Source organism: Bacillus sp. FSL R10-2780, assembly GCF_038006125.1.
In the GTDB taxonomy this organism is placed as follows: Bacteria; Bacillota; Bacilli; order Bacillales; family Bacillaceae_G; genus Bacillus_A; species Bacillus_A cereus_U.
The window spans coordinates 175,933-200,641 of sequence record NZ_JBBOUQ010000003.1 but is presented as its reverse complement, the minus strand read 5'-3'; the positions used below and the strand labels follow the sequence as shown (position 1 = coordinate 200,641).

Below are 24,709 nucleotides of genomic sequence, written 5' to 3'. Positions count from 1 at the left end.
ATCTTACGAATCGTACCTTCAGGAAAATCACCTATTCTTTTACGTAAAGTAGATGAATCTATTCCCCATTCTTCGCAAGCTTCAGTGCTACTCATAATTTCATTATTTGATAAATCAAGATCTCCCCAGTTTACATCCCTAAAAGGAAAATCTTCCATGTTATACAGTAATTCATCCAATATTATCTTCTCATCACCCTTAAAAACTATAAGATTATTTATATTAGAATTCTCCCATGAAATTTCCAACTCTTCCACACTTAAAAATTCACTATCTGCTAAGCCTTTAAAACTTTTTTTGGGGTTCTCCCATGTTAGATAATAAAGACCTTCCCTTACTTTAAATATAGCTAGATCCCATGTTTTTTCTGGATTCATTCCTTTATAAATTCTTTCTGCAATCATTCGTTTTCTCCCCTTAACTTTCATGTTTGCGTGATTTGTTAGTCGTATTATATCACGCAAACGTGAAAGAAGAAGTCTTTTTTATAAAAATAAAATATTAATTTTTGTTTGTAATCAAGTAACTTTGCACGTATCTCGTCTGAACCCCATAACGAAAACATTGTTATATCAAGGGATTTTACCTTAACGTACAGAATCCGCGAAATGTTGGTGCTACCCCATGCCCATCAAGCTAAAGTTTTATTACACCCCCAGAACGAAATTTTTAGGCTTTCTTGTAACGAAAAAGCTTATTTATCGTTTTGGGGTATTTGCTTTTCTTAGGTTGATAGCGATGTGACGGTATCCCTAAACGTATCATTTATTTTCACTTAAAAATTCCAGAACTTTGTTAAAGGTTTCTAAACCTGCTTGGGTATTCATTTTAAATTGAAATTCATGTGCTAACTCACCAGAAATATTTTTATCAAAGAAAAGACTATCTACAGGCACTCCTTTACTTTGTAAAGCAGAAGCCAATGTTTTACCTTGCTCTTCGAATGATCCAGTGTTCCCATCTGTGATAAATGCTGGTGGATAATTATTTGTAACATGATTTAAAATCGAAGCTATTTTTACTTCTGATGATCCTTCCCAATTTTTTTTGCCCAAATAAGCCCAACCAGTGGTACGCATAAAATCTTGTATTTCTTTAGTTGATTCTATCTTAGCTAATTCAGACATATTATATGGACCGCAAAATAGCAGTACGCCCTTTATTGTAGAAGGATCAACAATAGCGTCAATCTTTGTTAATTTTGCATACTCTTCAGATGTCTGAATATTAACGAATTGACCAGATATTTGTGCTCCAGCAGAATCTCCTGCAAAATAAACACGATCTAGTTTTAAGTCATATTTCTTTACATTTTCTTTTATGTATTCATAAGCTTCACCTAGTTGGAGTACTGGCGTAGGATATTCTCTTTTAGGAGCAAGAGCGTAGTTTATATTCACCACTGTATAACCACGAGCAGCTAATTCTACCGCATACCCAGTAATATCTGATTTATCTCCCCCCACAAATCCACCTCCATGTACCCAAAAAATAACAGGAGTTTTTTCTGTATGATTTTTCGGATAAACGATGTCCAATGTTCCATCTGGAAATTTAGATTTATAATTGATATCTCTAACGATTCTTGTTTCTTTTAAGGCATTGTCATAGTTATCCGATTGAACAAATGTTCCTCCTTCAAAAGCTTTTTTAATCAAAAATGCCTTGGGAGCTGGTGAAAGATTCCAATAACTGACTCCCACAAGAGCCAATCCGAAAACTACTATAAGGGATATAAGCATCCTTTTTTTCCATACACTTTTAGATTTTGGTTTTGCTATTTTCATTTTCAAAGTAACTCCCTTCCTTTGAAACTATTTTTGATAAATCTGTGTCAAAAGCTAAAGTAGAATATTATGAAATTTATGTTTCTTTATTCCATATATAACTTATATTAATTAAAAAGAACTTTCCCAATGACCATAACTAATACTCACTATATATCCTTCTGCATGCGATATCTTAAGTACGTTTCTTTACAATTCCTTCTCTATATTAACATATATATCCAATTTAGTTTCCTTAAAAAGAACAGAAAACTGTGAATTTGAAATAGAGTCACGATGTTTGTAAGAAAGACGCGAAGTTTTCACTATCCCCAGGTATAAAAAAACGTTATTCTTTCTAAACAAGCTAGCTCAGAAAGGATGGCGTTTCTTTATGAATCTTTCGATTCTTGATGAACTTCAGCTGATTGCTGAAGAATTACAACGACATATGTCTCCTCATGTTCTAGAACACCTAGCCAAAGAAAAAGGATTCGTTCAGCGAAAGAGTAAATATCAAGCACAGGAGTTAGTTGCTTTATGTGTATGGCTTAGTCAACAGTTCGCAAGTACATCACTCACACAATTATGTAGCTGCCTTGAAGTATCTACAGGTGTTCTTATCAGTCCTGAAGGACTTAATCAACGATTTAATGTTTCCGCAGTACAGTTTCTTGAACAAGTTCTAGCTAACCTTTTAATTCAAAGAATCCATTCAACACAAGAAATGATTCATCAATATACTGCGATATTCAAGCGCATTCGGGTTCTAGATTCTACAACATTTCAGCTTCCAGATAAGTTTTCTTCACATTATCAAGGTTCGGGTGGAAGCAGCCATACGGCAGGAGTTAAAATTCAATTGGAGTATGACCTATTGAGTGGAAAGTTCCTGCACGTTTATGTAGGAGAAGGAAGAGAAAATGATAAAACTTTTGGTTCAATAAGTCTACAAGGCCTGCAACCAAAAGACTTGTGCATAAGAGATTTAGGGTATTTCGACTTACATGATTTACAAAAGATCCATGAAAAGGAAGCCTACTATGTCTCACGTTTGAAATTAAATTCTCGAATCTATCGTAAGAATGATAATCCAGAGTATTTTCGAAATGGGACCGTGAAGAAAGGAACACTATTTACTCAGTTAGATATGGAAGAACTCATGAATCAATTGTCACCTGGTCAAACAATGGAGATTTCAGAAGCATACATTGGGCAGTATCAAAAAATACCAGCTCGTGTTATTATTCATCGATTAACAAAAGAACAAACAGAGAAAAGACTGAAGGAACAAGCCAAAAAAGAAAAGAAGAAAGGTATTACCTACAAAGAACGAAGTAAAAGGTTGAGTGGAATCAACGTGTATATAACGAATCTTTCTGCAGAAAATGTTCCAACGGAACATATCCATGACTTGTATTCATTACGCTGGCAAATTGAAATCTTGTTCAAAACATGGAAATCTTTCTTTCAAATTAACAAGTGCAAAGAAATCAAGAAAGAGCGTTTAGAATGCCATTTATATGGACAACTCATTAGTATTTTACTTTGTTCATCGACGATGTTCAAAATGCGTCAGTTACTCTTGGATAAGAAAAAGAAAGAGCTAAGTGAATACAAATCCATCTATATGATAAAGAATTATTATCTATTGTTTTATGAAGGATTACAGAAGGGCATCCATGAATTATTAAAAGTTTTACTGCGTTTGTTTTATCTTTTAGAGAAAAACGGGAGAAAATCTCACCGGTACAAGAAGAAAACAGTCTTTGATATCTTAGGCGTCGTATATGACTTTACTATGTCTCACAATCATGTAGCATAATCAAAAAAATTGAAACCCAATAGGGTTTATTTAGTATGCAAATCTTTAAAGAACTTACACTGGACCTTTAGAAAAAAGAAAAAATTCTACGTAAAATTAAACTTATATAAGCTTAACTTGATGGTGATGGGGTAGCACCAACATTTCGCAGATTCTGTACGTTAAGGTAAAATCCCTTGATATAACAATGTTTTCGTTATGGGGTTCAGACGAGATACGTGCAAAGTTACTTGATTACAAACAAAAATTAATATTTTATTTTTATAAAAAAGACTTCTACTTTCACGTTTGCGTGATATAATAGGACTACAAATCACGCAAACGTGAAAGTTAAGGAGAGAAAACGAATGATTGCAGAAAGAATTTATAAAGGAATGAATCCAGAAAAAACATGGGATCTAGCTATATTTAAAGTAAGGGAAGGTCTTTATTATCTAACATGGGAGAACCCCAAAAAAAGTTTTAAAGGCTTAGCAGATAGTGAATTTTTAAGTGTGGAAGAGTTGGAAATTTCATGGGAGAATTCTAATATAAATAATCTTATAGTTTTTAAGGGTGATGAGAAGATAATATTGGATGAATTACTGTATAACATGGAAGATTTTCCTTTTAGGGATGTAAACTGGGGAGATCTTGATTTATCAAATAATGAAATTATGAGTAGCACTGAAGCTTGCGAAGAATGGGGAATAGATTCATCTACTTTACGTAAAAGAATAGGTGATTTTCCTGAAGGTACGATTCGTAAGATCTCTACCACATATGCAGTTACTAAATTTGGCATGAGATGTGTTTTTGGGTCAAAAAAATAGAAGGGGTTCAGACGAGATACGTGTAAAACTAGTTGAGTTATACAATAATTATAACGATTTATTATTGTTAGTTCTTGTTGCAGAATCCTTATTATAAGGATTCCTTTTTTTGTATCAAAAATCTACAAAGAAAAAAGATAAGATCGGGAACACAATCTTATCTTTAGCACAAGGAGTAAACAAAAGTGATAACCATCATATTTTTATTATACTTCAATTTTTGTTAATTTTGAATATTAAAACCATAGTTACTAAGTATATCTATATTGAGAAATTTATTACAAAATTAGCTATAAATGATTCAAAATCCGAATGTAAACTTTTACCCATTAGTTTACATTTGTTTTGTTGATTTCATTGACTTTATTTCACTTCATCTATTTTCTTCAAAAACACTAGCAAAAGTATACATTCAAAACATGATGAATAAAGACATGAGAACACCCGTGATCAAAAAAGAAAAAGCTAGATTCGTGCTAACTTTTTTACATAATTTTAGAAAGAGGAAGTTGTTATTTAAACTTGTTTATTTTAGAGTCTACACCAAAACATGTTCTTGCCCCCTCTTAATACCGAATGCGTTCTTCATTGCAATCCACCAGAATACGCTGTTTGTACTCTTGCGGATTGTGTGTGAAATAGTGTCTCCGCTGAAAGGCTTTCATTTTGCAAATTTTTAGGTTTGAAAGTTGAGTTGTTATTTTAAAATCAATTTGTTTTTGGATATATTTGGTACCGCATATGCGCATTGGTGTCACCAGAACCGCAAGCATGGAAAATGGAATAATATTCTGCATTAGGGCCTGTTAATTGTAAGTCACACTCGTTTGAACCCACAAAAGGATTATCCGAGTATGCTTTCAGCTCAATGTCAGGACCTTTATAGGTAATAGTTCCTTCAGTTTCTGTAAAAATCCCAGTGTCCATTGCACTGCATACTAGAGTCTGTCCTCCCTCAATTCTCCCTACGGGGGTGTGGCCCCATGCCCATCAACTTAAGGATTTTAAGTAGACCCTAAATAAAAATTTTTCTTTCTCTACAGCTAGTTATTTATAAGAACACATCTTATTTAAGTCCTTATATAATCATGCAATTATACATATACAAATAAAGGTAATGAGTATGCAGGATGTGATTGAATTATTTTAATATAATTAAATCACATTGCATTTTTTTTTGTGAGCTAAATTAACTATCTTTTTAATGTATATATTAACTTATAATAATTATAATTAATTGAATAAGATTGAATATAAATAGGATTAAATAGTAATTTTATCAGGATAATATTGCCAGAGGAACTAACGCTTAATAGTAGAATTTTTGGATTTATTCGACAAAATTCTACTATTTACGCATTAAAAATTTAATGTTTTAATAAAGGTGTAATTGGTACGACCACTAAGAAAGGAGAAGATTATACGAATAAAAAGTGCAGTGAAGTTGCAAGTAACATTATGTCGGATTAATTTTCTCAATACTCAGTTAATTAATTTTAGAAACAATCTAAAATCACAAAAGTATCACATTTATAAAAAATAGCATTCTAAGTCTCTACATAGCAAAAATGATCTTATTTTATTCCGAGGTAAAAGTATAAGCAATGTACAAGCATAATTTCATTTTTTGTAATCTTGTAGGGATCTTATGAAAACGCTATCAAAAAAGTCATGGCAGGATTAATGATAGGAGCAACGATTCAATCTATCTGGGCTTCCTGCAAGTGAAGCAGCTCCAGCTTTCAAATGAATATCATACCATTCATTTGAAAGCTAATGAAAGCATAAATAGTTGCAAGGCTAGATTTCATATAAATAAAAATTAAACCTTTAAAATTTAGTCCAACTATTTTATCAAAAAACACCAATTAATAGGAGGAGTTACCATGAAAAAAACGTTAGTCGCAGGGTTATTAGTTACAGCAGTATCTACAAGTTGCTTCTTACCTGTAAATACTTTTGCAGAAAGTAAAACAACTTATTCACAACTAACAAGTAGTCAAAATCAAGTTGCTATGAATAGGTTATCAGATTCGATTAAGACATTAGGATCACAGACGCCATTAATTCAAGGATATGGGCTAATCATATTAAAGCAACCAAACCTTGAAGTAACTGCTATACCTGGAATAACAACTGATCAAGGTACTGCAAGAAACCATGTTCAAGACTGGCTGGATACATATAATCCAAAACTATTCAATGTAAATCAAGACATGCAGGATTTTGGGACAAGATTTACAAATTATTATGATATATTGGTTGAACTAGCTGAAAAAATGAATGACGATTCGCAAGCAAAAGAAGACTTTGTAAGTACTTTTAATGCACTTCAAGATCAAATGCAAGCAATTCAGTATGATATGAAAGGAACTTCAGTAGACTTAAACAATTATAAAAATGACTTGGTTGAAGATAGTAAGAGCTTTTCTAGTAAAGTTAGCAGAGCGATTGAAGGTTATAAGAGTTCAGGCGGAGAAATTGAAAAATCAAGAACGGAAATTAGACAACTTGAGGAAAACATTCAAGATGATTATACAAAACTTCTAGCTCTACCAAAAGAAAATGTAAAAGGTTCTATAAATATTGGAAAGTCGGTTATTGATATTTGGAAAGACGCAGGTAAGGATCATACTTTAGACACGTCTAACTTGGAAGTGATTTATAACCAAGTTGGACAAGTCCAAAATGATGAAGTAACAAAACTGAATAATGATGTTCGTCAGAAGCAACAACAAAAAATTCTATTGCTACAAAAATTATCGAAAATTGAAGTGCAAGCAACTCAAATGACACTTATTGATCTACAGTTAAATAACTTTACAAGAGTAGTTAAAAAGCAAATTGAGAGTTTTGACAAGCTAGTAAGTAGTTGGGACATCTTTAATGACACAATGATTCAAATGAAGAGAAGTCTTAATACTGATGCGAAAATAGATTCTAATGCATTACAAACACAATTAAAAGAACTCAAAACGTTTACGGATGAATTGAATAAACAAACAACGGAATATGAAAATAGTGTTACAAACATAAAAGTAACAGAGGCAAAATAGTAGAATGAAGAAAATAATTCTTAATAATATAATATAAGGAGATATGAATATTATGAAAAAACCTTATAAAGTAATGGCTTTATCTACATTAATTGCAACAATCGCAGCGGGTAGCATTACGCCATCATATGCCTCGGCAGCGGAAAATACAACAAAACCAGCACCTATTTATGCAGATGCAGAAAATAACTACCCTGAGTATTCACTTGGACCAGAAGGGCTTAAAGATGCGCTAGAGAAAACTGGATCCAATATGTTGGTAATGGACCTGTATGCTTTAACTATTGTTAAACAAGCAAATGTTAATTTTGATGGTTTAACTGTAATTAACAATGATTTACAAAAAAGCATTAAGGACAACCACGATGCTTCTAAAACAAATGCAAAACAATGGTTAGATGGTTTGAAACCGCAAATAATCCAAACGAATCAAAATATTATCAATTATAATACACAATTTCAAAATTATTATGATGTTTTGGTAGAAGCTGCAAATAATAATGACAAAGAAACGCTAAAAGCTGTGCTTACAAGTTTAGATGATAGTATTTCAGAGAATAAAGGTGCAGTGGACAGGTTAGTGCAAGATTTGAAAGTCTTTCGCGGCAAATTAGAACTGGATACACAAAATTTAAAAACTGATGCTAACAAAATCACAGATATTTTATCTGGTCAAGACGCTGGAATTCCATTGATGCAGAAACAAATCGAAACAAATCAAACATTAATTGATGAGAATAATAAAGTTTATATTGCATCGTCGGTTGCAACTGCTCTCGGTGCATACTTAACTGCTACAATTATCTTTGCGCCTATTGGTGCAGGTGCATTAGGCGGCGGGATATACGGAGTTACTACATCGCAGCAGCAGATAAAGACAGCACAAGATGAGATTATAAACCTATCAAAAAATATTTCAACTGCGCAACAACAGGTAGGTAAGTTAACGCTCTTGAAAAATAATACTAATAATTTAACAGAAACAATTGATGCAGCTATTACTGCTCTTGAAAATGTAAAGAATCAGTGGCAGACAATGGGGGCAAAATATAAATCATTGAATGACAATGTTGACAGAATTAACCCAGACAAGCTTACTTTATTAAAAGCAGATCTGAATATAGCTAAACGTAGCTGGGAACAGGTTAACAAGTATGCTGAAAACATTCAAACTACTGAGATTAAATTCGTAGAAGAGAAAAAATAGTATTACTTCAAGAAATTTCCGAAGTAATGAAAAATATAATATACTGACTTTCCCTTTTGAAGAACACATAATATGAGTCTCCTGTTCAAGTTTGAGCAGGAGATTTCCTATATAGTTATGAAACTTGATAAAGATTATAAAATAAGAAAGTATGAAAACCTCTATTTTAATATGTTATTTTATTTGCAATAATCGTAATTCATTTGAAGTAAAGAATAGAAGCTTATGGATTTAATAAAATACGTGATATATTTGAGAGAATAGGTGAAAAAGGTGAATAAAAAATTGTATAAGAAAGTTATTTTATCAACGATCATTACTGGAATGGCAGCAAGTAATGTAATCCCACTTCATACTTTTGCAGCAGAACAAACTGTGCAAAATAGTGTGTCCCAACAGCAAGAAGATGGTCAGAGCTATTCTCTTGGTCCAGATAAATATAAAGAAGTAATGGAGAAAATGGGGGCAAGTATTCTTACAATTGATTCATATGCTCTAACAATCATTAATCAACAACTGACAGATTTAAGTAAAATAAGTTCTATAAATGGTGATTTACAAGCAAACATGATTCAGCATCAAACTGATGCGCAAACGAATGCAATATATTGGTTTGATGATCTAAAGCCTCATATGATGAAAACGAATCAGAATATTGTAAGTTATAATGATACCTTTCAAGCGAGTTATAATCAATTACTAGCTGCTTTGGATCAAAAAGATACAGTGACATTTAAAAATGAACTGGAGAAATTATATAATAATATCTTGAAAGATAGTCAAGAAGTGGATGGACTACTAGAAAAGTTGAAAACATTCCGAAATAAAATGGGCGAAGATACAAGAAGTTTTAAAGCTGATTCAAATCAATTGATCTCTATTTTAGAAAGTACGAACGCCGGTATTCCACTTCTAGAACAACAAATCAGTAATTATAATAATATAATTAAAGAAAACTATGATAAACGTGGTGGCTATATAGCTGCAGCTGTATTAATGCCTCCAGTTGGTATACCATTGATTGTCACTGCTGACAAGAATATCGCATCTGCACAGCAAGAAATAGAACAATTAAAGTCCAGAATTTCTGGAGCAGAGGCAGAATTAGTTATTTTGACAGATGCCAAAAATAAAACGGAACTTATGACTGCAACAATTGATACAGCTATTGATGCGCTACAAAATATATCGAATCAGTGGCATACAATAGGATCAAAATATGATTCTTTACTAAAAAATGTTGATAACATTAACCCAGACAGGCTTGCTTTATTAAAAATAGATCTGAAGATAGCGAAGGATAGCTGGCAGGACCTTAAAAATTATGCAGATAAATTATATGAAGGTGCTAAGATTGTACAAAACGGACCGATTGTACAAATAGGACAACCAATAGAAGGTACTGTACAAAAAGGACAGGATTGCTCCTGAATACATGTAAATGATATTAAGAACATACAACCTTGTATTTGTTGGTAAGGTTGTATGTTTCTTTTATAGAGATGTACTACTTCAGGTACCGTCAATATTTTTGTGTAAATAAAGAATTCCTTTTCTTGCAGAGGAGAGGGTTCTTTATTTTTTATCTTCAAACATAGCTGTTAGTTCTAATCGAGCTTGATCTAAACCTAAGTGACAACGAGTTGTGAAACAAGGAATCTTTCTACCAATTCTTCATTAGGAAATTGTTATTTGCGCTTCTTTCCCCTACTTTTTTCTTGTTATATAAAAACTATATAGTAAACATGAAATTGAAAAAGTTAGACGGAACATCCTTTTAGAGGCTGAATTTCCCTTCAATTAATTCCTACATAATATAAGTAAAAAAGAGATAAGAACACTATTATTAGTGCAGTATCTCTTTTCGAATATGTATTGCATATCCCATTTAAAATTACCACATATTTTACTGGGACTTACAGATTGCTCTTCAACAAAAATTATACCTCATTTTTTGTGAAAATAGACTCCATCTTTTCGGCGTACAACGAATTACAGAATATATTAACGGTTTCATAAAATTGGACCTCAATTTTCTCATATCTTTATGTGTTACAAAACTTTGCAACAGAACCTCATTTTTCGCTTTACTGATTTCAAACTTTTTTAGTTGATAGACGTGAGACTACTATTTTAGTAAGGTGACAAAAAATGTCGAAAAATAGCTGAAATTGTCTAATTTCGATTGCTATACGACCTGTTCGATGTTAAGTTCGTAGTAATAAGAAAAAAAGGAAATGGGTTCGTTCTATTCCCATATCCTACCTTTCATAATTATTTAGTATGAACACGGATGGAGATTTCTTTCTTCGGGTATGTTTTATATTTATCAAACTATAGGAAGATTTACGAGCACTTATTTCTTAATTTTCAAAAAATGAAACCGACAGGAAATCGAAGTCAATTACATTCATTCAGCGAAAGGACTTTAATGGAACGAATTGAAAAGGAAAGGATGATTTATATGCAGAAAAGGAATAACTTTATGTTCCAAAAACCGATGAAAGTACTTGCGACATCTGCTATTTTGACAACTACATTATTTTCACCTATCATGACAAATGGCTTGACTGTTCATGCTGAAACAATTGCTGCACAGACTACAAACCAATATGAACAGAGGGAGTTTGAACTTCCGGGTACAGGAAGTTTTAGTAGTGAAGCAAAAAGAGAAAGAAGAAGTGAGCAAAAAACATATATGCCAACAGGAATCTATGTAAAACCGAATGAACAAATTACGATTGAAGTATCGGGAACGCAAAAGGTTAGAGCGATTATTGGGACGCATCAATATGATAAACAATGGGGAAAAGAAGTTAATCTTTCTCCTGGTTCTAATACCATCTCCTCTCCAAACGGTGGTTTATTAGGATTTGATAACTCTCAAGATACAGGAACAGTTAAGGTGAAAGTAACACAAGGCGGAAGCCCTGTTCCATTCTTTGAACTAGGGAAGCATACGAAAGAAGACTGGATTACGATGATGAAAATGTATCCAGATGCACATGCGGTACAATTGAAATCGGAAAAAGCAGTACTTACTGTTACTCGTGATAGTGCTCAGAAATATATTGTGGATCAAGATCCTGTTCCTCTACTAGAAAAATATGATGAAATGATTCGAGCACAAGATAAGATATCAGGGTTATCTGAAACAGACCCGAATCCTTTACATCGTTCGACTCGCCGCATTTGGGCTTTTGTAGAAAATCCTAACAAACCAGATTGGGGCATGTATGCCTCTCTTGATGGAGCCGTATTTACTACTGCTGGTAACGCAATCGAAAGTGCTTTAGATGTAAATAAATTTGGATGGGGACAAATGCATGAGGCGGGACATGCAAGGCAACAATCCCCATGGACGTGGAGCGATTTTAGAGGTATGGGGGAAGTAACTGTTAATCTATATTCTTTAGCTGCACAAAAGCGATTATTCCCAGATCAGCCAACACGTTTAGAAAAAAATAAGGATTACGAAAAAGCCTTTACATACTTAAAACAAACAGATAAAGACTATAAAAATATTGATGACTTATTTGTGAAACTTGTAATGATTTGGCAACTTCAATTAGCATATGGTGAAGATTTTTATCCAAATCTTCATAAACTATATCGAGAGTTACCAGAGGATCTACTTCCAAAAACGGATGAAGAGAAAATACAAGCATTTATTTACAATACATCAAAAGTAGCGAAACAAAATTTACTTCCATTTTTTGATCAATGGGGGCTGAAAGCATCACAAGAAACGAGACAAAAAATAGAAGCTTTGAACTATCCGATATTAACCGCACCTATTTGGCAGGCCACTGATTCTAAACCTGTAATTGTAGAAAAAAACGGAGAAACTCCAGATATGGAACCGAAATTAACAGTACCTGTTGGAGCAACAATGAATGTAAGTGATCAATTCGACCCAATGTCAGGAGTGTCTGCTACTGATAAAGAAGACGGCGACATTACTGATAAAGTAACAGTTGACGGTAAAGTAGATACATCTAAACCAGGTACTTACGAGTTAACTTATACAGCTAAAGACTCTAAAGGTCATAAAGTAACTGCGAAACAAACAGTAACGGTTAAAGAGAAAGAAGAAACAAAAGATGAAGCGCCAGTACTAAAAGTACCTTCAGAAACGACAATTACTGAAGGAGATAAATTCTATCCAATGAAAGATGTAAATGCTACGGATACAGAAGATGGTGATATTACGTCGGAAGTAAAATATGAAGGTAATGTAGATACAAATACACCTGGCACTTACACGATTACATACACAGTTAAAGATTCTGCAGGTCATTTGGCAACTCAAACACAAACTATAACAGTTAAAGAAAAACCTGCTGAAGACAAAGAGCCAGAGTTAACAGTACCGGAGGAAACAGTATTAACAGTTGGTGATCAATTCGACCCAATGAGTGGGGTTAAAGCTATCGATAAAGAAGATGATGATCTTACTTCTAAAGTAACATATAGCGGAGACCAAGGTACTGATAAAGAGGGTACTTACAAAATTAAGTATGTTGTGGAGGATTCTAAAGGTCATCGAGTAATTAAATTACGTACTGTAATTGTTAAAGCGGCAGAAAAACCTTCGGAAGACCAAGCTCCGGTGTTAAAAGTACTATTTACAACTACGTTACATGTAGGAGATACGTTTGACCCAATGTCAGAAGTGTCTGCTACCGATAAAGAAGATGGCAATTTAACAAGCAAAGTCAAATATAAAGGTAATGTAGATACTACTAAACCGGGTAAATACATTGTAGAGTATTCGGTTGTCGATTCTAAAGGGGTTAATGCAATAGCTACACAGACTGTAATTGTAGAAGAAAGCGGAGAAACTCCAGATATGGAACCGAAATTAACCGTACCTGTTGGAGCAACAATGAATGTAGGTGAACAATTCGACCGAATGGCAGGAGTATCCGCTACTGATAAAGAAGACGGAGACCTTACTTCTAAAGTAACAGTTGAAGGTAAAGTAGATACTACTAAACCGGGTACGTATGTTTTAACTTACACAGTTAAAGATTCTGCAGGTCATTTGGCAACTCAAACACAAACTGTAACAGTTAAAGAAAAAGAAAAACCTGTTGAAGATCAAGAGCCTGGGTTAACTGTACCTGCTGAAGTGAATATGAATGTAGGAGACAAATTCGATCCAATGTCTGGGGTTAAAGCTATTGATAAAGAAGATGGCGATATTACTGATAAAGTAATACAATTTGCTGAAGTAGATACATCTAAAACTGGTACTTACGAAGTAAAATTCCTTGTTCGTGACTCCGGTGGTAATGAGGTAACTACAATACAAAAAGTGGTTGTGAAAGATAAAGACAATGGTAATGACAATACCAACAACGGTAATGGTGCTGATAATGGCAGTACTGGTACTAACAACAGCAATGGCTCTGATACTGGTAACAGTAATATCTCAATCAATAGTACTTCTGATAAAAAAGAAGATACATATAAAGAGCTTCCGAAAACGGGTGCAAGTACAAATAACAGTGCAGCATTGGGCATATTGATGGTTCTTGCAGGTATGGTAATTACTTTTGGTCGCAAATTTAAAAAGGTACTAAAATAATTGTGACTCAGTGCAGTGAATAAAAAGACATCTTCAAATAATGAAGATGTCTTTTTATCAATTTCAGGTGGGAAAGGAATCTTGGTAAATATGAGCTATTTCATTAAAATGGAAGAAATTTATCCAAAGTGGAAAAATAGAGAAATAACAGGGGTACAATTTATCGTTTCCTGACAGAATACTCCTTCCTCAAGAGTGTGAAGGGCGTTAGCCCAACGGTAGGTGGGAGATGAATGCCAGTAGGCGTAAGCTTACGTTTTTTTGTATACTGTAGATGTCCTATAACAAAGCGAGGTGCAACCTATGTTAGTAAATAAAGCATATAAATTTTGTATCTATCCAAATAAGAAACAAGAAATAGTAATTGCTAAAACGATTGGTTGCAGTCGCTTTGTATAGCCAGAAATCATGAGTATATAACTTTTTTCCCTTCGATTATCTATGCTTTAAAGGTCTAAAGAAAAATCTAAAATCTTCATTTTCTTTTCAAACAAGGGTAATCTCGCCACACCTTCTTCAATTAACTCTTTGATGCAAATTTCTGTTTTTGATCCGTTTTTTACAGTAAAAATCTTCATTGCCATATACATTCTCATTTGTTATCTTTTTGTTACCTTCAGATGAGTCATCCATATGTTAAAATATTTATATTCCTCCTAATCAATTTATCCGATTAGGCGAGCCCTAAAGAGCCCCTATCTCCTTAGGGCTCTTTTCATTAAACCTATCATTCTATCTCATTTCTTTTCTCTATAAAGCAAATAGAACTCTTATGATAAAACTTCGTACGCTTACATACCCACGGATCATCGTCATCCTCAACATCATTGGCCAAGAATATTTCCACTTTCGCCTTTTGTCCGTTCTCCATAATCACAATACCTTCTTGAGACTCCCACGACTGAAGTTGCAAGCCCTAATCCTTACGGATTAACGGGTGGGATTCTTGAATGACTAAGCGTTCGCAGTCCATTTCTGTTTTGAACAGCCTTCAAGATGAGGGCATCTCATTGCCCCTCCTAAACCAGACCATATAGGTGCTTAGGCTGATTGACTGTTACCATCAATCACAGTTGCGTAGCGAATATTCATCGCCCCAACGATATCACGATGTTTCTCAAACCCACATGTACAATTGTATTTTCTGTCTTGTGCCTTGTTCTTTTCAGAACATTTTGGACAGGTTTGACTTGTATAAATAGAAGAAACTCATTCAAAATGGAAGAGTGGAGAAATAACAGCTGTTATGTTTATGCAAATGTTAGAGCTAAAGAAAAATACGTTTTATAAAATAATGAAGGAATATGAGGAAACAAGGTAGTATCTTTCCTATGAGAAATCCTACTTTTTATCTGGTTGTAAGAATCTTGGAGTTTTTGCACCAGGATAGTATTATGTATATCGAGAAAAAATAAAAGACAACTCTAATTAAGAGTTGTCTTTTTGTGTAATAAAATTCACAAAATCTGAAGATATACAAACGACTAGAATACGTTATGGTTATTATTATAACAAAGATGAAGAGTATTGAGAATAAAAAGAATATTGCAATGAGTTTTGAACTTTTCGTTAACAAAGTTTCAAAAATAAACTTTTTATACAGGTTTCCTTTGAATATGATTATTTATTTTGAACATATAATCATAATTATTGTATTTCGAGGGTTTCCTTATTAACCTTAGCTATATATTTTACAAAATCAATGACGGGATATTGTATAAGTAAACGGTGTTGCGTAAAACGAATCCCTGATTTCTCCATTTTTAAAATGAGTTGTTCAATTTCTAACTCTTTTTGTTGTATCCTATTATAATTTTGGTATACAATGTTTTTCCATTGATAGGAGGAACCGTGAAAATAACTTTCTCCTTTTACCCTGTGACTAAATATTATTTCTATTTTTTCTCTACGTTGTTTTTCCTTCATATGCGCTTCCGTTGACTGCATGTTTATCGCCTCTTCCCTTTGTGCACGGTCTAACCGTGAAAATAACCCCATCATAGCCAATGTACAGTGATCTTGTTGAGAATTGTCGTTTAAGGCTATCTCATCAACTGTATATATTTTTCAAGCGCTTAATCTAACATCTTGGATTTTACATCTAAATAAGTTGTTAGTGTGTATAAAATACCATTACTCTTTTCAGTTTTTGCTACCAATAACAAAATTAGAAAGTAGTGAAAACGCAGGAAAGATTAATTGTTTATCAATCTTTATTATAAAACGATTCTTTATGGGCATGCACCTTTTTACAATCACCAAGATTTACAACATGACGAGTATCTTCATCCATGAATGTTATTCTCTATTTACTGATGATCGTTTTTTTATCTAGGCTAAGCAACACACCGTATGCATCAGAACCCCTTTTATAAAAAAGGACAATATATGTAACGGTTCCCCTTTTGATTTGAAAAAATCATATAAAAATATAGGGCTCTTAAAGAGTTTTGTTACAAATTTGTTATGTTTGACTTAAATAAAGGAAAGTAATATTTATTTGTAGAAAATTTTTAAGGATAAAAATGAATGTAAAAATAGAATGACTATCTATGATAAGAAAAGGGGGCACTTATATATGCTAACAAATGATTTAGATTTCCGATTAGAACCACGTTTAAAAGAACTGTATGAACAACATAAAATAAGAGCGCAGAAGATAGACTGGGGTTATCATGAGTTTTTACCATGGGATAAGGGAATGGACTTTAAAAGAGTTCCTTGGGATGAAAGTCAAGTTACTCTTCCTTCTGGTGTAATTACGGCCATTGAAACAGCTTTATTAACAGAAGTGAATTTACCATGGTTTACAACGTATTTATCTGCGACTTTTAAAGGGTCCCTTTCTGTTATTACAGACTTTATTCATACTTGGACTTCAGAAGAGGATCAACATTCGAATTTATTGGAGACATATTTACTACTCACTCGAAGTGTGAATCCCAAACGATTACATGAATTAAGAAAGTCAGTCGTTGAGGGTGGATTTGAGCCCGATTTTCACACACCAATCGAAGCAATGACATATACGACGCTACAAGAACTTGCAACGATGGTGTTTTACAATAATGTAGCTAAGGTTGCAAGTAAGCATGATCCAGATCTTGCTACATTATTACGCCGTCTTGCAAAAGATGAAACTCTTCATTATGCGTTTTATCGAGACGTCATTCGAACACATTTGGAATTGGAACCTAATTATTGCTATCATATTGCCAATGTAATTATGAATTTTAAAATGCCAGGTGCTGTCATGCCTGATTTTGAAAATAGAATGGCTGTGATTGCAAAAGAAGCTAACTATGGACCGCTACAATATTTTGATCAAGTACTTGATGTAGTGGTTGATTATTGGGGGTTAAAAGATTTAAGACCAATTGCACCTCTAGCTGAAAAAGCAAGAATTGAGATTTTGGAGTACCACACAAGATTGAAAAAAATACGGGATCGATTTGGTCGTTTTCAAGGGAAAACTGATCTACGTTAATTAGTAGAGGTTTCAGAATATACGCGGGAAAATCCCCCTTCCCTTTATTCGAAATCCGACACGCTCCCTATAAATTTGGTGCTGTTTTTACTAAATTTTATTTTTGAAGAAAAAGATATTGACACTAAAAATAAATTTATGATATTATTAAATATTTGATAAAAAATCACATATATGTTAAGCTTAACAAGGTTACCATATATGGAGGTGGATTATATGTTTCAAATTGGCGATAACATTGTTTATCCAATGCACGGAGCAGGTATAATTGAAGCCATAGAAGAAAAAGAATTCTCAGGGAAAAAACAACGGTATTATGTTATAAAAATGTCAATCAGTAATATGCAAGTCATGATTCCTATGGGTAAAATATTGAGTTCGAGTATACGCCCAGTTACTGATATACTTGCATTAAAACACATTATACACATTTTTCAGCATGGAGAATCAGATAGATTATTGCCGTGGAAACAAAGGTATAAAGTGAACACGGACAAAATAAAAACGGGTGAAATACAAGAAGGTGCTGAAGTTGTACGTGATTTAATGCGTATGAAGAAAGAAAAGGCACTTAATACAAGCGAAAAAAAAATGTTGGATAACGCACATGAATTTTTGATTAGTGAACTAGGATTAATTAAAGGAATCACTGAAAATCAAATAAAAAGTTTCTGTTAAGATTCATTATAGATAATGTATTACATCCCCCGAAAATATCCTGAATTTTTCGGGAATATGATTATTATTAAAAGTAAATCATTTCAAAGACATTCAACTTCTTCAACTCACTTTTAGAGTAGGAACCTCTTTTGTTATTACTTCAATCTAATCCATTTTTATTTTTAAATTTCTTTTACGAACGTTCGAAGTTGCATCAAATAACTCGATTAAATAGTCACTTGATTTTTGCAATCCTGATTCACACTGGCACGGACAAGGAGCCGTAAGGATGAAAGAGAGGTAGGGCTTTCATTGTTTTAGGTAATATACTATCTAAGTCATTATTTCTAGAAGAAAAAACAATCAATCTCACCGCTATCTTTAAGAATTTCTTACATCTACTGATACAGTGAATAGTAATTGTTTATCTTCTTTACGTAAAATTGATAAGCAAACTGGTAACACCATATGGTCAACTACAAAAAATGGTTTCCAGACCAGGAAACCATTTTAAATTTCATTTACATAACAATAGTAAATTAAGCAGTAAGAAGGAGTGCACACATGAAAAAAATGTTAACAAAAGAATTAAGTAATGAATTAAAGAAGCGGGAAGGGATCATTTCTATTACGGTTGAGCCTTATGAAAAAATCGAAGTTGGTGGAATTCGTGTAGATGGACCAGCTGTTATTCTAATTAATCAAGAATAGCTAAAAATAGTTGAATGAACGAAGAAAAGGATCAGCCTTTACGAGAAGGGAAGATCCTTTTTGTTTGCTACAGCTAATATGGGATATACATAACTTTTATCTGATGTGTTGGGGTTAAAAGGAAGGAGAGGGTCGGGATTATCATGGTGGAAAGCTTAATATTGGTAGGATTTCTTTTTACGTTATATAAATTAGTTGATAAAAAAACAAACTAATTATTTAAAACGATATATTGTTTCCTTTTTAAGGGCAAGATTTATTTGAGAGTGAAATGGATAATGTAAAGGAGGAATTTAGATGGATGCAAGGAAAGAACGCATAAAATACGAGAAGATGTCAAAGAATTATGATCGTATTTATTTAGTTTCGTTTATCCTATTAATTGTACTTGTTTGTAGTAGTGTGATTATCATAGGAGCTACAGGAGGAAAATATGGAGTGTTTTTATTGTTAGCAATTTTACTTAACGCACGTATTACGAAAGAATCTCAGAAAAAGTATGAGCAGTATGCTAACAAAGGGCGTATTTAAAATGACACATGTCTTGAAAAGAACAACCTGAATGTACATTCAAAATATCCATATATCATCACCTATTAACTAGTAAAAGTAACTTTATATAAATAATTTTTTAGCAATTTAGAAATAGAAACCGTACCTTATTAAAATGTTATTTCCGTTCCTATAATGAATTATCCTTCTAGCATATTTATAAGATTTATATCATATATTAGGAGAAAGAATGCAAGTTAGAAAGGAGTCTTATAGAATGAGTTATTCGGAAGGAAATGACTTGAGTGAACAACATATGGTAAGTACACCCAATCCCTACGTATATCAGACATTACAATCAGTAATTGGTAAACATGTGGTTATTGAAACTGTAAGAGGAAAGTTAAAAGATGTGAAACCAGATCATTTGCTCATTGAAGATACGGTGCCATATATTGTACGCATTCAACAAATTGTATGGATTATGCCAAAACAATAATCAAATTACATCTAATTTAATTTATAACAGATCGGCGTCATAGACGACCCAATAAAAACACAGGGTTTTATCTCTGTGTTTCTTCAAGTTTTCGTTTTTGAATATATGCTTGAGCATGAATAATTTCTTTCTGAAGCTCTTTTAATTCTTTCATAGATTCTGATTCAATAGCCATGTAAGTAGTAACTAAACTGATCATCATATCCATCTTCTCTACTATATTTTGAATGACCTGTTCAGATTGCTCTTTTTTAGGGTGTTGTATTGCTATTAATACATTTTCTATATAATTGTTCTTTCTTTGCTGGATATCATTAATAAACTGTTTTGTGTTTGAGTTCATTTGTTTTTCCTCCGTTTTGCATATACTTCTATTCTATCATATTTGAATAGAAAATATTGGATCCCCCTAAATTCACATCTGTCTCGTACATCTCCTCAAATATACAAACTAATTCCTTAACGTACAGAGAACTAATCGAAATGTGTCATTTTTATGTCTAAACGTACAATTTTCTTTTTTTGATATGGTGACCCCATGTCCATCAACTTAAAAATTTTATAGCACCCCAAAATAAAAAATTGTACCTTTTCACCTGGAGATGCCAATTTTCTCGTTTTGGGGTATTTGCTTTTCTTAGCTTGATTGTGATGGGGCGGAACCCCTATTAAAGACATTTCCACTTCTAAAATAGAAGGTACTTGCAATTTCAGTACGAATTCCAGTTGAATTCGTGTTACTTAATCGTTCCCATCCCGCCAATTTTAATCTTAACCTTGACGTTTACATCGCCCTTTGCTAATTCATTATTCCATTTATTTTGGACTTTTTTCCATTCTGGATATGTGTAAGTTCTTGCATATCCTCCAAGCCCAATAGGATCGATTTTGGCAGTTTGCATTTTTTGTATTAATTGCTTGAAATCAGCTTCCAGCTTAGTTTCAATCGCTTTTTGTAATTTTGCTGCGTCCTTTTTTGTATTAAACGAAAAAAGCCGTTCTGTAATACCGATTCTCATCTTTACATCTACATTAAATATAAAATGATTATCATATCTTGCCTTTGTCTTTACTTTAATACCATTGGCAGTAAAACTTATCCAATCTTTATCTTGGCTATCCGACTTTAGCTTAATTGGAATTGTGAATGGAAACTCACCTGTAGTTCTTTGTTGCAAAATGCGTAATAGTTTGGTTTCATCAGATTTTAGCGTTAATTTATACTTTCCTTTTTCATCCAATAAAGCTGTACCTGTCACCCATATTTTATTCTTTTTTTTCACCTCAGTAATATTTGCTGTTACCCCTTTGTCTGCTCTTTGTTCATATAGTTCTTGAAGAGTTGTTTTTACTGTGATATTTCTTAAAGAAGCGGTATCAACTAGTTTTGTTAAATATATAGGAAGCCGCGGCTTATCTTTTGGGCTATAGAAGATGACGTCCGAAACAGGTCCATCTACAGCGACAACCCTTGCGGTAACTGTATTTTTGGGATCTCGGTAAAATGGATCGAGGTGATTTTCCCAGTTTTTTCGTTTCAGTAGCCTTTTTCCAACTAAAATAACCTGTGTTTTACTTCCCGCGGTAAGCGCCATAACCGTAGCATCAAATTGCTCTCTAGATTTTCGAACCGTAGCAGATTTCACACCAGTAGTTTCTTCTTTTATCTTTGCTTCTTTATTGAAAACAGGGCTAGATATATACACTAATAAATTATCATTACGATCTAAATCAATACCAAGAACAAGAGTAAGAGAAACATCTTCAACATTTGTTTGATCAAAGCATCCAGTCATCATGAACACCGATAATAAAATACAACATAGTACTTTTCTTTTCAATGTATCCTCCCCTGGCGAAACTTCTCATATAGACAGCAGTACAGCCATAAAATGATAGGTAATATATAGGTTAATCCTAATCCAGCATTCGAAAATACCTGTTGCCAAATTTCGGCTTCATTCCAACTAGGATGAGTCCAAAATATGATGCCGATAATGAGCAATAAGAGAACAACTACATGAGAGCTATGATCTTGTTTTCCAAGTAATTGGCTTGAACAAAATACAGAACAGTATAGGGCAGGAATCCATGATGTGGAAACAATGGTTAAGTAAACAGCCAATAAAATCATGTCAAAACGTTCTAAAAAACGAAATTCAATTACTTTCACTAAATTTAGTACCGGTTGATTATATTGCGTAATGCTATCAGGGCTAAAATAAGCAAAACAAACAATAGTAGTAAATAAATAAAATAACATCGTTAATGTGTTTGCAATAACCATTCCATGGACTGCATACTGTTTTTTTTGTAAAAAAGGATATAAAAAGAAAGCAATATCAAACCCTAAATAAGCAAAAATAGTGTTCGGTACAGCCGTTAATACAGGTTTCCATCCTTCTTTTAATAGCGGAAAGAAGGGCATCCAACTTCCGTTCTCTTTAAGCGGTATCAAAAAAAACAACGGAATCCAAAGCGCCATATAAAAAAAAAGTTCGGAGTATCGCCCTATAATACGAGGACCGTTACGCGCAACAAAAAAGGTAGGAATCGAAAACAAAAAGATAACGATATAGTCAGGCGTTTTCGGAAGAAGCCATCCCTTAAGAAAAAGCATAGCGTTTACAAGAACGATACAAGTATAAAAAGCGAAGTACATCATGTAAATAACAACGAATGCTTTCCCTACTATTTTTCCAAACAATCGTATAAGAATGTCATAAATCGTGTCCTCGGGATATCTTGCAGCAGTTTTCACGATAAAAACACCTGATATTGTGGAGAATATCCAACCAATCAATATAGCTATCCATCCATCTGTTCCAGCGTTTTCTGCAAGCACGCGCGGAAGTGATAAAACGCCAGTGGCCACCTGCATTCCATTGATTAAAACAATATACTGCATAAGAGTGATGTCATTATAGGCATAATTTTTCATGATTTCACCTTTTATTAGGATTCTTTCCTTGTCGAATAGATTGAATGGTTCCATTACCCTTAGGACTCCTTCTTATTGCCCATAAAGGAAAGCGTAAAAAAGCATCTTTCATATCTGCAAAGCGAAACGGTGCTAATGGCGTTCCGTAAGGAGTACCTAGCGATTCAAGACTGATTAGATGTCCAATTAAAGTCATCCACCCGATAACAAGTCCAACAATTCCAAATAAGGCAGCTGCTAGCATCATCGGAAAGCGTAAAAGTCTTACTGCCGCTCCCATATCATAATTAGGGATAACAAAAGAAGAGATGGCTGTAATAGCAACAACAATAATCATAATGTTGCTTACAATTCCCGCCTGAACAGCCGCCTGTCCAATGACAATACCACCTACAACTCCAACTGTCTGACCGATCGGAGTAGGTATCCGTAAAGCCCCTTCTCTCATCGTTTCCAATGTTATTTCCATAAGTAATGCTTCCATAACTGGAGAAAAGGGTACGCGCGTTCTTGATTCTGCAATAGATAAATACAGCTCTACAGGAATAACTTCAAAATTAAAGGAAATAAAAGCAACATAACTCGCAGGCAAAAATAAAGCAATTATAAAGGAGATAAAACGAAGCATCCGAATAGACGAAGCAACTAGCCACCTTGTACCGTAATCATCCACTCCTTGAAAAAAGGAAATAAAATTTGTTGGAGCAATTAACACATTAGGCGAATGATCCATTACAGTTACAAATCTGCCCTGTAGAATGTGAGATACTGCCAAATCAGGTCTTTCAGTTAATATAAATTGTGGAAACGGTGAGTACGGGTTATCTTCAATGAATTCTATAAGTTCCCCATTACTAGCAACAGCGTCGACTGTAATATTATGAATCCGTGTTTCTAATTCCTTCAGCACATCTTCAGAAGCTACATCTTTCAAATATAAAATAGAAATCCTCGTTTTGCTTCGTACACCAATTACTATTTCTTTTACCGTTAATTCACGATGAGGAATATACCTTCGAATCATTGCGATATTTTGACTTCTAATTTCTGTAAATCCTTGATGCGCACCTTTTAGAGCTATTTCGTTATGAGCGTCTTCAACATTTCTTTGTGGCCATCCTTTCGTATCCAATTGATGTGCTGTTGTTCGACTGTGGATTAATAAAACACTATCTCCTCCAAAAATAGCATTTTCAATCTGACTCCACGTATTAATAATTTTGATTTGTCCTAATGGAATTGGAAGTTCCGTATTGGTATCAAAATCACTATTCATCAAAGGACTTAGAACATGATTTTGAATCAATTCTTTATCTGTTAATCCAGACAAATATACTAAAGCGGCTTCTAATCCATCTGCTTTTATTTGAAACCGGCGAATCACTAAATCAGGTGCTTGACGAAATATATTCTGAATATCAGCTATGTTTTTCGATAAATCAGCGCCTAAGAGGGAGTCTTCAATATTTTTTTTCTGAAAATGAGTATTGTCTCGTATTGAAAATGACTTAGGATTGTCTCTATATTTTAAACGCTTCAAAAATTTAGCCATGATTCCCTCACTTTCTATGTACCTTTTATAGTACGTTTAGTATGCATATAGTAAGAAAAAATATCCTAATAACCAGCGAGGTAACATGAGAATTATTACTGTAAAGTT

20 protein-coding genes and 3 pseudogenes are annotated in these 24,709 nt (G+C 33.4%); 13 read left to right on the top strand and 10 right to left on the bottom strand.

The genetic code is table 11. The annotated features are described in order from the left end of the window. Together NSQ47_RS27205 and NSQ47_RS27200 are read right to left on the bottom strand one after the other, a co-directional pair. Nucleotides 1-404: hypothetical protein (locus NSQ47_RS27205; protein WP_341038805.1), on the bottom strand; the 404-nt coding region annotated here is incomplete at its 3' end. A gap of 357 nt (nt 405-761) precedes the next feature. Beyond that, complete coding sequence (locus tag NSQ47_RS27200; RefSeq protein WP_048517123.1) at nt 762-1,787, bottom strand: alpha/beta hydrolase; 1,026 nt, start codon at nt 1,785-1,787, stop codon at nt 762-764. A 373-nt stretch (nt 1,788-2,160) separates the two neighbouring features. On the opposite strand from NSQ47_RS27200, the gene NSQ47_RS27195 reads away from it, so the two are divergent. From NSQ47_RS27195 to NSQ47_RS27160, 7 genes and pseudogenes are all read left to right on the top strand, one after another. After that, nucleotides 2,161-3,591 (top strand): IS4 family transposase, encoded by a 1,431-nt coding sequence (locus NSQ47_RS27195; RefSeq protein ID WP_341038803.1) that lies wholly within the window; start codon nt 2,161-2,163, stop codon nt 3,589-3,591. Nucleotides 3,592-3,938: 347 nt separating this feature from the next. Further along, nucleotides 3,939-4,403, top strand: a complete 465-nt coding sequence (locus tag NSQ47_RS27190) for a helix-turn-helix domain-containing protein (RefSeq protein WP_098270702.1) — start codon at nt 3,939-3,941, stop codon at nt 4,401-4,403. A gap of 1,886 nt (nt 4,404-6,289) precedes the next feature. Next, entirely contained in the window at nt 6,290-7,459 is a 1,170-nt protein-coding gene (gene nheA, locus NSQ47_RS27185) for a non-hemolytic enterotoxin subunit A (protein WP_341038800.1), read from the top strand. Between the two features lie 52 nt (nt 7,460-7,511). Continuing rightward, nucleotides 7,512-8,666, top strand: coding sequence for a non-hemolytic enterotoxin subunit B (gene nheB / locus NSQ47_RS27180; RefSeq protein WP_341038798.1), 1,155 nt, complete (start codon nt 7,512-7,514; stop codon nt 8,664-8,666). A 273-nt stretch (nt 8,667-8,939) separates the two neighbouring features. Then, on the top strand, nt 8,940-10,097 hold the full coding sequence (nheC, locus tag NSQ47_RS27175) for a non-hemolytic enterotoxin subunit C (RefSeq protein WP_341038795.1): 1,158 nt from the start codon (nt 8,940-8,942) through the stop codon (nt 10,095-10,097). Between the two features lie 1,033 nt (nt 10,098-11,130). Beyond that, nucleotides 11,131-14,259 carry an immunoglobulin-like domain-containing protein gene (locus NSQ47_RS27165; protein ID WP_341038794.1) on the top strand — a complete coding sequence of 1,043 codons (3,129 nt, stop codon included), beginning with the start codon at nt 11,131-11,133 and terminating at the stop codon, nt 14,257-14,259. A 303-nt stretch (nt 14,260-14,562) separates the two neighbouring features. Continuing rightward, nucleotides 14,563-14,655 (top strand): annotated as a pseudogene (locus tag NSQ47_RS27160) (helix-turn-helix domain-containing protein); the annotation flags it as partial. A 50-nt stretch (nt 14,656-14,705) separates the two neighbouring features. On the opposite strand, the gene NSQ47_RS27155 reads toward NSQ47_RS27160, so the two are convergent. From NSQ47_RS27155 to NSQ47_RS27145, 3 genes and pseudogenes are all read right to left on the bottom strand, one after another. Then, entirely contained in the window at nt 14,706-14,843 is a 138-nt protein-coding gene (locus NSQ47_RS27155) for a hypothetical protein (RefSeq protein ID WP_002162343.1), read from the bottom strand. Nucleotides 14,844-14,986: 143 nt separating this feature from the next. Next, entirely contained in the window at nt 14,987-15,130 is a 144-nt protein-coding gene (locus NSQ47_RS27150; RefSeq protein ID WP_171904055.1) for a hypothetical protein, read from the bottom strand. A 170-nt stretch (nt 15,131-15,300) separates the two neighbouring features. Continuing rightward, nucleotides 15,301-15,456 (bottom strand): annotated as a pseudogene (locus NSQ47_RS27145) (zinc ribbon domain-containing protein); the annotation flags it as partial. A 1-nt stretch (nt 15,457) separates the two neighbouring features. Between NSQ47_RS27145 and NSQ47_RS27140 the strand changes: the two are divergent. Further along, nucleotides 15,458-15,580: pseudogene (locus NSQ47_RS27140) on the top strand (recombinase family protein); the annotation flags it as partial. A 326-nt stretch (nt 15,581-15,906) separates the two neighbouring features. Here NSQ47_RS27140 and NSQ47_RS27135 read toward each other — a convergent pair. Further along, entirely contained in the window at nt 15,907-16,206 is a 300-nt protein-coding gene (locus NSQ47_RS27135) for a hypothetical protein (RefSeq protein ID WP_341038793.1), read from the bottom strand. A gap of 631 nt (nt 16,207-16,837) precedes the next feature. Between NSQ47_RS27135 and NSQ47_RS27130 the strand changes: the two genes are divergently transcribed. The 5 genes from NSQ47_RS27130 to NSQ47_RS27110 all read left to right on the top strand — a co-directional run bounded on the left by NSQ47_RS27130 (nt 16,838) and on the right by NSQ47_RS27110 (nt 20,108). Continuing rightward, on the top strand, nt 16,838-17,746 hold the full coding sequence (locus tag NSQ47_RS27130; RefSeq protein WP_002107157.1) for an acyl-ACP desaturase: 909 nt from the start codon (nt 16,838-16,840) through the stop codon (nt 17,744-17,746). A 216-nt stretch (nt 17,747-17,962) separates the two neighbouring features. Continuing rightward, complete coding sequence (locus tag NSQ47_RS27125) at nt 17,963-18,424, top strand: CarD family transcriptional regulator (protein WP_215555551.1); 462 nt, start codon at nt 17,963-17,965, stop codon at nt 18,422-18,424. A 546-nt stretch (nt 18,425-18,970) separates the two neighbouring features. Further along, on the top strand, nt 18,971-19,117 hold the full coding sequence (locus tag NSQ47_RS27120) for a BC1881 family protein (RefSeq protein ID WP_000738547.1): 147 nt from the start codon (nt 18,971-18,973) through the stop codon (nt 19,115-19,117). Nucleotides 19,118-19,414: 297 nt separating this feature from the next. Next, nucleotides 19,415-19,648 (top strand): hypothetical protein, encoded by a 234-nt coding sequence (locus NSQ47_RS27115; RefSeq protein WP_000340033.1) that lies wholly within the window; start codon nt 19,415-19,417, stop codon nt 19,646-19,648. Nucleotides 19,649-19,886: 238 nt separating this feature from the next. Next, nucleotides 19,887-20,108 carry a DUF2642 domain-containing protein gene (locus NSQ47_RS27110; RefSeq protein WP_341038781.1) on the top strand — a complete coding sequence of 74 codons (222 nt, stop codon included), beginning with the start codon at nt 19,887-19,889 and terminating at the stop codon, nt 20,106-20,108. 67 nt (nt 20,109-20,175) lie between these two features. Here the strand turns inward: NSQ47_RS27110 and NSQ47_RS27105 are convergent, their stop codons facing one another. The 4 genes from NSQ47_RS27105 to NSQ47_RS27090 all read right to left on the bottom strand — a co-directional run bounded on the left by NSQ47_RS27105 (nt 20,176) and on the right by NSQ47_RS27090 (nt 24,601). Further along, nucleotides 20,176-20,451, bottom strand: coding sequence for a hypothetical protein (locus NSQ47_RS27105; protein ID WP_002107154.1), 276 nt, complete (start codon nt 20,449-20,451; stop codon nt 20,176-20,178). A gap of 394 nt (nt 20,452-20,845) precedes the next feature. Beyond that, entirely contained in the window at nt 20,846-21,949 is a 1,104-nt protein-coding gene (locus tag NSQ47_RS27100) for a Ger(x)C family spore germination protein (RefSeq protein WP_341038778.1), read from the bottom strand. Beyond that, nucleotides 21,946-23,049, bottom strand: a complete 1,104-nt coding sequence (locus NSQ47_RS27095; protein WP_341038776.1) for a GerAB/ArcD/ProY family transporter — start codon at nt 23,047-23,049, stop codon at nt 21,946-21,948. Before NSQ47_RS27095 ends, NSQ47_RS27100 begins: the two co-directional genes overlap by 4 nt. Before the next feature lie 4 nt (nt 23,050-23,053). Next, on the bottom strand, nt 23,054-24,601 hold the full coding sequence (locus NSQ47_RS27090) for a spore germination protein (protein ID WP_341038774.1): 1,548 nt from the start codon (nt 24,599-24,601) through the stop codon (nt 23,054-23,056). Between the last annotated feature and the right edge of the window lie 108 nt (nt 24,602-24,709).

Coding starts and splice junctions, on each gene's coding strand:
- NSQ47_RS27200 (WP_048517123.1), bottom strand. CDS start 1,787: ATGAAAATAGCAAAACCAAAATCTAAAAGTGTATGGAAAAAAAGGATG.
- NSQ47_RS27195 (WP_341038803.1), top strand. CDS start 2,161: ATGAATCTTTCGATTCTTGATGAACTTCAGCTGATTGCTGAAGAATTA.
- NSQ47_RS27190 (WP_098270702.1), top strand. CDS start 3,939: ATGATTGCAGAAAGAATTTATAAAGGAATGAATCCAGAAAAAACATGG.
- nheA (WP_341038800.1), top strand. CDS start 6,290: ATGAAAAAAACGTTAGTCGCAGGGTTATTAGTTACAGCAGTATCTACA.
- nheB (WP_341038798.1), top strand. CDS start 7,512: ATGAAAAAACCTTATAAAGTAATGGCTTTATCTACATTAATTGCAACA.
- NSQ47_RS27165 (WP_341038794.1), top strand. CDS start 11,131: ATGCAGAAAAGGAATAACTTTATGTTCCAAAAACCGATGAAAGTACTT.
- NSQ47_RS27155 (WP_002162343.1), bottom strand. CDS start 14,843: ATGGCAATGAAGATTTTTACTGTAAAAAACGGATCAAAAACAGAAATT.
- NSQ47_RS27150 (WP_171904055.1), bottom strand. CDS start 15,130: ATGGAGAACGGACAAAAGGCGAAAGTGGAAATATTCTTGGCCAATGAT.
- NSQ47_RS27135 (WP_341038793.1), bottom strand. CDS start 16,206: ATGCAGTCAACGGAAGCGCATATGAAGGAAAAACAACGTAGAGAAAAA.
- NSQ47_RS27130 (WP_002107157.1), top strand. CDS start 16,838: ATGCTAACAAATGATTTAGATTTCCGATTAGAACCACGTTTAAAAGAA.
- NSQ47_RS27125 (WP_215555551.1), top strand. CDS start 17,963: ATGTTTCAAATTGGCGATAACATTGTTTATCCAATGCACGGAGCAGGT.
- NSQ47_RS27120 (WP_000738547.1), top strand. CDS start 18,971: ATGAAAAAAATGTTAACAAAAGAATTAAGTAATGAATTAAAGAAGCGG.
- NSQ47_RS27115 (WP_000340033.1), top strand. CDS start 19,415: ATGGATGCAAGGAAAGAACGCATAAAATACGAGAAGATGTCAAAGAAT.
- NSQ47_RS27110 (WP_341038781.1), top strand. CDS start 19,887: ATGAGTTATTCGGAAGGAAATGACTTGAGTGAACAACATATGGTAAGT.
- NSQ47_RS27105 (WP_002107154.1), bottom strand. CDS start 20,451: ATGAACTCAAACACAAAACAGTTTATTAATGATATCCAGCAAAGAAAG.
- NSQ47_RS27095 (WP_341038776.1), bottom strand. CDS start 23,049: ATGAAAAATTATGCCTATAATGACATCACTCTTATGCAGTATATTGTT.
- NSQ47_RS27090 (WP_341038774.1), bottom strand. CDS start 24,601: ATGGCTAAATTTTTGAAGCGTTTAAAATATAGAGACAATCCTAAGTCA.